Genomic DNA, 6459 nt, shown 5'->3' with positions numbered 1-6459 from the left:
TGGTCAACGGCGAGATCCGCCAGCAGTCGAACACGCGGCACTTGATCTTCAATTGCGCCGCGCAGATCGCCCACCTGTCGCAGGCGATGACTCTGGAACCAGGAGACATCCTGTTTACAGGGACGCCAGGCGGCGTTGGCGTGGCGATGAAGCCGCCAAGATTCCTCGCGCCCGGCGATCTGGTGCGGGTCGAGATCGATGGTCTTGGCGCGATCGAGAACGGCGTGGTCATGGAGCCAGCCACGCCTGACCTCTAGCCACGCAAAGGACGTAGATGATCGCCTAACGCGCCAGGCCGGCGAGTGGCGATCAGTTAGTACCGGACCGTCTGTTCGAGGCCTGATCAGGTCAGTTCGGCGCGGACCGCCGCCAGCGCCCGGTCGATGTCGTCCTCGGTATTGAACAGATGAGGTGAGAGGCGGAAGCCGTTGAACCATCGCTTCTCCGCCATCTTCACGACGACACCGTGCCGATCGCGCATCGCTTGGCGAAAGGCCCCGGAGTCCACCGTCTGCGGCAGGTAGGCGGCGACCAGCGCCGTGCCCATCGGGTCGCCCGGCGCCGCGCTGGCAAGCTTCAGTCGGGGCAGTCGTGCGAGGCCCTCATAGGCGCGGTTGCGAAGCGCTATGTTGTGCGCAGCCACCGACGCCATGCCGCGCCTCCGCATCGCCTCAGCGGCCGCCCCCAGCCCGATCGCCAGCGGCAGGCAGCCGACGCCGGTCGCGTTGGAGACGAACCGGTGGCCGTCCTCCAGCTGCACCGGCTGGATCTCCTCGTGCGCGTCGGCGCTGAGATAGAGCACCCCGCAACCCTTCGGCCCCATCAGCCACTTGTGCCCGGTAGTGGCGTAGGCGTGGCAGCCGATCGCCTTCACGTCGACTGGGATCTGGCCCCACGCCTGGGCTCCGTCCACGACGCAGACGACGCCCCTCGACCGCGCCAGCGCCGCGATCTCCGCCACCGGCATGCGGTGTCCGGTGGACGAAATCACATGGCTTACGCTGATCACCCGCGTCTTCGGCCGCAGTGCGGCGGCAAAGCGTGCGACAATCGCGGCGGGGTTGCTGTCCGTGGGCGCGATCGGGATCACATCCAGCGCGATACCCCGGCGGCGGCTGAGGTTGGTCCAGCAGTACGTGCCGCCTTCGTGCTCCTGATCGGTCGTGAGCACACGGTCACCTTCCGACAGCCTTGTCCCCGCGGCCAGGATGTTCATCGCATCGGTGGTGCTGCGCGTTAGCAGGAGCTCGTCCGCTCCGCAGCCCAGCAACTCTGCCGTCTGCGCCCGCGCCGCGTCGGTTTGCGTCAGCAACTCGCCGGCGCCGTAAGACATGCCCACAGGGTTCGTTTCGAGCTCGGTCCAGGCCACCTCCATCGCGTCGCGAATAGTGCGGGGCGTCGGGCCCAGCGACGCGGTGTTGAGGTAAATAAGGCCCGGCGCAAAGCCGTACTCCGGCGCGGCGGCAGACCGTCCGGCCGCCAAGGCGGACCCAGCCGGCGCGAGCCCCGTCGCGGCCAATATGGCGCGCCGCGTGGGGCGGCCCCCGAGTTCCTGCATGGTCCTGATCTCTGCTCCGCCGGGCCACAGCTAAGCCTATGATCACGTGGGTGTCACGAGGAGGACCTCCGCCTGCGTCCGACCGCTATGCGCCACATCCGGCCTTCGCCGACCTGACGGACCTCGCCATGACCCGTAAAGCCCTGGAGGCCTTCCGCGACGCCGGCGCAATGCCGGGGAGGAAATCCGGGCCGTCGTCGACGAGGTCGAGCGTCACGAGGTCTACGTCACCGCCCACGTCCATCCGGACGCCGCGCTTCGCCGCTACATCGAGCTCGGCGTCCACTGCATCGAGCACGGCACCCTGATCAGCGAGGCGACCGCCGCCCTGGCCGCGGAGAAGGACGTGGCGGTGGTTCCCACCCTGGCGGTGATCAAGGCCTTGCACCGCTACGGCGCCGAGATGGGCTTCCCCGCCGCCTCGCTCGCCAAGCTGGCCGAGATCGAGCCGGTGGCCATCGGCGCGGTGGAGCGCCTGAAACGCGCCGGCGCACGTATCGGCTTCGGCACCGACCTGATCGGCCCGCTGGACCGCCACCAGTGCCTGGAATTCTCGCTGCGCCGCGAGGTGCTGTCGCCCTTCGAGATCCTGAAGTCCGCCACCAGCGTCAACGCCGACATCCTGCGCGCCGGCGACCGGCTGGGCCGCGTCACCCCCGGTTACCTGGCCGACCTGATCGTGGTGGACGGCAACCCGCTGGACGATGTCGGCCTGTTCCAGGAGGACGGCCGCCTGGTGCCCATCGTCATGAAGGGCGGCGTGTTCCTGAAGGGCGAGCCGTAGGGCGCTCCCTCATCAACCTAGCCTTTCGCGACGTACACGGCCTGCGGCGCCATGTACTCGAGCAGGCCCTCCATTCCGTTCTCGACGCCGAGGCCACTGTTCTTGCGGCCGGCGAACGGCGTGTCGGGCCGCAGGTTGAGGTTCTGATTGATCCAGACGGTGCCGGTCTCCATGCGGCGGGCGATGGCCATCGCCTGATCGACGTCCTTGGACCAGACCGCGCCTGCCAGCCCGTAATCGCTGTCGTTGGCGCGATCGATGACCTCGTCGATGTCCGCGAACTTCAGCATGGGCAGGATCGGCCCGAAAGCTTCCTCCTGCACGACGCGGGAGTCCTCCGGCGGATTGTCGACGATGGTCACCGGCACGAAGTAGCCGCCTTCCGGGACCGGCCCGCCCTGGATCAGGGTCAGGTCATTGGCCTTGGCGTCGTCCAGCAGGTTCATCACCCGGTCGTATTGGCGCTTGTTCTGGATCGGACCGAGCACGGTTCCCTGCTCCGCGCCGTCTCCGACCTTCACCGCCCCTGCTATGGCGGCGAGGCGATCGCGCAGGCCGTCGTAGATGTCCTCATGGACATAGAGCCGCTTGGTGGCGACGCAGATCTGCGCGGTGTTGAAGAAGGCTCCGACGAAGATCTTCTGAGCCACCTCGTCGAGGTCCACGTCCGGCATGACGATGGCCGCGTCGTTGCCGCCCAGCTCCAGCGTGACCCGCTTGAGGTCCTTGGCGGCGCTCTCCATCACCCGCTTGCCGGTCTCGGTGGAGCCGGTGAAGGAGATCTTGTCGAACCCCGGATGGCTGGTCATCCAGGGACCCAGCCCGTCGCCGCCGCTGACCACGTTGAAGACGCCTGGCGGAAAGACGTCGCGGAACAGCTCGCCGATCTTCAGCGTGCATAGGGGTGTAAAGGGTGAGGGCTTCAATACCATGGTGTTGCCCGCCACCAGCGCCGGAGCAACCTTCCACATGGCCAGGGTGACCGGGAAGTTCCACGGCGCGATGGCGCAGACCACGCCCAGCGGCGCATAGCGCGTCTCGATGTACTGGGTGTCGGAATCCTCGGAGACATGCACCGGCGGCGACATCTGCGATACGGCCTTCAGCCAGGCCCCGGCGCCCAGGATCTCCTGCTTGGCCGCCTCGACCGGACGTCCCTGTTCCTTGGTGAACAATCGACCGAGGTCCTCGGCGTGGGCGATCAACAGGTCGCCGGCCTTGCGCACCAGCGCCTGGCGATCTTCGATCGGCATGGCTCGCCAGGTCTTGAACGCCTTGCGGGCGGCCGCCACGGCGGCGTCGAGCTGATCGCGGGAGCAGTCGGGCGCCGCGGCGAAGACCTGGCCGGTCGCCGGATTGACGACGTCGATCGTCGCTTGCGGGCTCGCCGCCTGCCCGTCGATGGTCATTGAATAGTCGGCTTGGAAGTTCACGACGGCGGTTCCTCTTCAGTCCATCGGCTGGGCGCTTACGCAAGGTTCAGCCATCCATCAGTATGACCACCTTCACGCATTCGCCGCGATGCTGAACCTGAATGGCCTGGTTGATCTGGTCGAATGGAAAGGTCGTGATCAATCGGTCGAAGGGCAAGCGGCTTTTTAAGGTGATCGCCACGCGCTCCCCGCGCGCGACCTTGACCACGTCCGCTCCGACCTTCTCGACCACCTGAGTCCCCGATGCTGGGCGCCGCTTCATTTAAATAGACCGATGCGGTCTATATATTTAGAGTCCGACCGGTCAGTTTCGATGGGCGCATTCGGCGAGGGCGGCGCGCCGTCGCGCGCCTTGATCGCAAATTCAGGCGTCGCGATCCGATCAGGGTGGCTCGCGCGCTGCCGCTTGGGAGTTCGGGCATTGTCCAATGGCTTCGACACAGACGTGCTGATCGTCGGCGCGGGACCAGCCGGCCTGGTGCTGGCCTGCGAGCTGGCGCGCCGAGGCGTCGCGTTTCGTCTGGTCGAGCAGCGGGGCGAGCCGCTCAGGGCCTCGCGGGGCAAGGGGGTGCAGCCGAGGACGCAGGAGATCTTCGAGGACCTCGGCGTGCTGGAGGCCTTCCAAGCGGTCAGCGGTCCCTACCCGCCGCTGCGGCTGATGGAGGGCGAGAACGTCCTCGGCGAGCGTCCGTTCAACGAACAGGTCGAGGCCACTGAGGACATCCCCTATCCGAACATGATGATGTCGCCGCAGTGGCGCACCGATGCGGTGCTGCGTGAACGACTGGGCGAACTCGGGGGCCACGTGGAATACGGAACCGCGCTTGGCGCCTTCGTCCAGGACGAGGCCGCAGTCACTGCCGAGCTCGACGTCGCCGGCGCCCTCCGGAGCGTGCGCTCGCGCTACCTGGTGGGGACCGACGGCGGCCGCAGCTCGGTGAGGGCCGCGCTGGACCTGGCCTTCCCCGGCGAAACGATGGACCAGCCACGAATGCTGTTTGGCGACGTCACAATCGAAGGCCTTTCCCGGGACGCCTGGTGGATGTGGCCCTCGGCTGCCGGGAACGTCGGCCTGTGTCCTCTGCCGCACGTGGAGACATTCCAGTTGATGATCACGCTTGCGCCGGGCGAGGAGCCGGAACTCTCGGAGCCTGCCGTCGCCAGCCTCTTCGAGAGCCGTACCGGACGCACGGATCTCGGGCTCCGTGATCCCAGTTGGCTTTCGATCTTCACGCCCAGCCTGCGCCTGGCGGAAGCCTACCAGCGGGGCCGCGTGTTCATCGCCGGCGACGCCGCCCACGTACATCCGCCGACCGGCGCCCAGGGCCTCAACACCAGCGTCCAGGACGCTTACAATCTCGGCTGGAAGCTTGCCCTGGTTTTGCAGGGCGTGGCCTCCGACGCCCTTCTGGCCACCTATGAGTCCGAGCGCCGTCCGATCGCCGAGGCGGTGTTGGACATCAGCAGCGCCATCGCACGTCAGCAGGGGGGCGTGGGCTCGCAGCCGCGCGGACGGCAAACTCAGCAGCTCGACATCAGCTATCGGTCTTCGGTGCTGTCATTGCATAGCGGGCGGCCGGATCGCGCCCTCGTCGCCGGCGACCGCGCGCCAGACGCGATCTACGTCGATCATGAAGGTCGGCGCCGGCGGCTCTTCGAGGCGTTCCGCGGTCCGCATTTCACGCTGCTGACGTTCGGCGCAGTGGACGCTCCGGCGTCAAGCGAGGGTCCGCAGATGGAGGTCGTCCGCCTGCCCACGGACGGGCAGGCGGCGCTCACCTATGGGATCAGCGGCCCGTCGATCGTGCTGGTCAGGCCCGACAACTACATCGGGCTGATCGACGAGAGCCCTGCGCCCACGACGGTGTCCGACTACCTGTCGGCCGCACTGCAGGCATGACCCGGCGCGGGGCGCTAGAAGCGTGCCGCCAGGCTGACCAGCCATTCGCGCGGTAGATTGAGTCCGGCGATGTTGTACGGCGCGCCTGTCACCGCCTGGTCCGCGTAGAACGTATTGTACTTCACATCGAAGACATTCGACACGTGCGCGCCGATGGTGAAGCGCGTGCCGATATCGAGCGTCGCGCCGAGGTTGACGACTTGGTAGGGCCTTTGCTCGGAGCGGAAGCCGTTGAACGGACACGGGGATGCAGGGTCCTGCGGGTCCCGCAGGCAGCCTGCCGCAGACCAGAACGAGCGGCCGACAAATCGAGAGTCTACCCGGGCGTTCAGCACCAAGTCGCCGCTCAGAGGGTGGCGCCAATCAACGGCGAGCGTCGCCTGGTACTCCGGCGTCGCCGGGCCTTGGTTGCCCTTGGGGTTCACAATGGCGCCGGTCCCGTCCTCAAGAAAGACGGACCCGAAGGTCGCCCGGGTGACGCCCACGCCTCCCGACAAGGTCAGCTCCGGCGTCGGGCGCGCCTTGGCTTCCACTTCAAACCCGTAGTTGTTGGACGAACCCACGTTGGCGACGTAGGTGAAAAGGCCGCCGGTGGCGGCGTCGACCTTGCCGACCTCGAAGAGGCGATTGGCGTAGTCTATGAAGAACACCGCCGCGTTCAGGGTGACGCGCCGATCAAACAGCGACGACTTCACGCCGGCCTCGTAACTCAGCGCAAATTCGGTCTGAAACGGTAGGACCTGGTTTCCCGAATCCGACGGGTTGTCGGTCAGGTCGGCCTGCT

At 67.0% G+C, this 6459-nt stretch carries 7 protein-coding genes; 3 read left to right on the top strand and 4 right to left on the bottom strand.

All coding sequences use genetic code 11. The features are described 5' to 3' along the window. Positions 1–257, top strand: a 257-nt coding sequence (locus JWP28_RS06060) for a fumarylacetoacetate hydrolase family protein (RefSeq protein WP_299541095.1), incomplete at its 5' end; no start/stop codon positions are given. A gap of 86 nt (positions 258–343) precedes the next feature. Here JWP28_RS06060 and JWP28_RS06055 read toward each other — a convergent pair. After that, the gene (locus tag JWP28_RS06055) at positions 344–1558 is read right to left on the bottom strand and encodes an aminotransferase class V-fold PLP-dependent enzyme (RefSeq protein WP_299541093.1); all 1215 of its coding nucleotides are present in this window, start codon (positions 1556–1558) and stop codon (positions 344–346) included. Positions 1559–1742: 184 nt separating this feature from the next. Here JWP28_RS06055 and JWP28_RS06050 point away from each other — a divergent pair, with 184 nt between their 5' ends. Further along, positions 1743–2342: an amidohydrolase family protein gene (locus JWP28_RS06050; RefSeq protein WP_299541097.1), complete on the top strand. Its 600-nt coding sequence runs from the start codon at positions 1743–1745 to the stop codon at positions 2340–2342. 17 nt (positions 2343–2359) lie between these two features. Here JWP28_RS06050 and JWP28_RS06045 read toward each other — a convergent pair whose 3' ends face one another. Both JWP28_RS06045 and JWP28_RS06040 read right to left on the bottom strand, forming a co-directional pair. Further along, positions 2360–3775 carry an aldehyde dehydrogenase family protein gene (locus JWP28_RS06045; RefSeq protein ID WP_299541091.1) on the bottom strand — a complete coding sequence of 472 codons (1416 nt, stop codon included), beginning with the start codon at positions 3773–3775 and terminating at the stop codon, positions 2360–2362. A gap of 46 nt (positions 3776–3821) precedes the next feature. Beyond that, positions 3822–4007 (bottom strand): hypothetical protein, encoded by a 186-nt coding sequence (locus JWP28_RS06040; RefSeq protein ID WP_299541089.1) that lies wholly within the window; start codon positions 4005–4007, stop codon positions 3822–3824. Between the two features lie 189 nt (positions 4008–4196). Between JWP28_RS06040 and JWP28_RS06035 the strand changes: the two genes are divergently transcribed. Further along, the gene (locus tag JWP28_RS06035) at positions 4197–5675 is read left to right on the top strand and encodes an FAD-dependent monooxygenase (RefSeq protein ID WP_299541087.1); all 1479 of its coding nucleotides are present in this window, start codon (positions 4197–4199) and stop codon (positions 5673–5675) included. 14 nt (positions 5676–5689) lie between these two features. On the opposite strand, the gene JWP28_RS06030 is transcribed toward JWP28_RS06035, so the two are convergent. Beyond that, on the bottom strand, positions 5690–6459 hold a 770-nt coding region (locus JWP28_RS06030), incomplete at its 5' end, for a TonB-dependent receptor (RefSeq protein ID WP_299541085.1).

The sequence above is a fragment of the Phenylobacterium sp. genome, assembly GCF_028290885.1.
Taxonomy (GTDB): Bacteria; Pseudomonadota; Alphaproteobacteria; order Caulobacterales; family Caulobacteraceae; genus Phenylobacterium.
The sequence above is the reverse complement of the archived record's forward strand: the minus strand, read 5'-3'. Positions and strand labels throughout refer to the sequence as shown.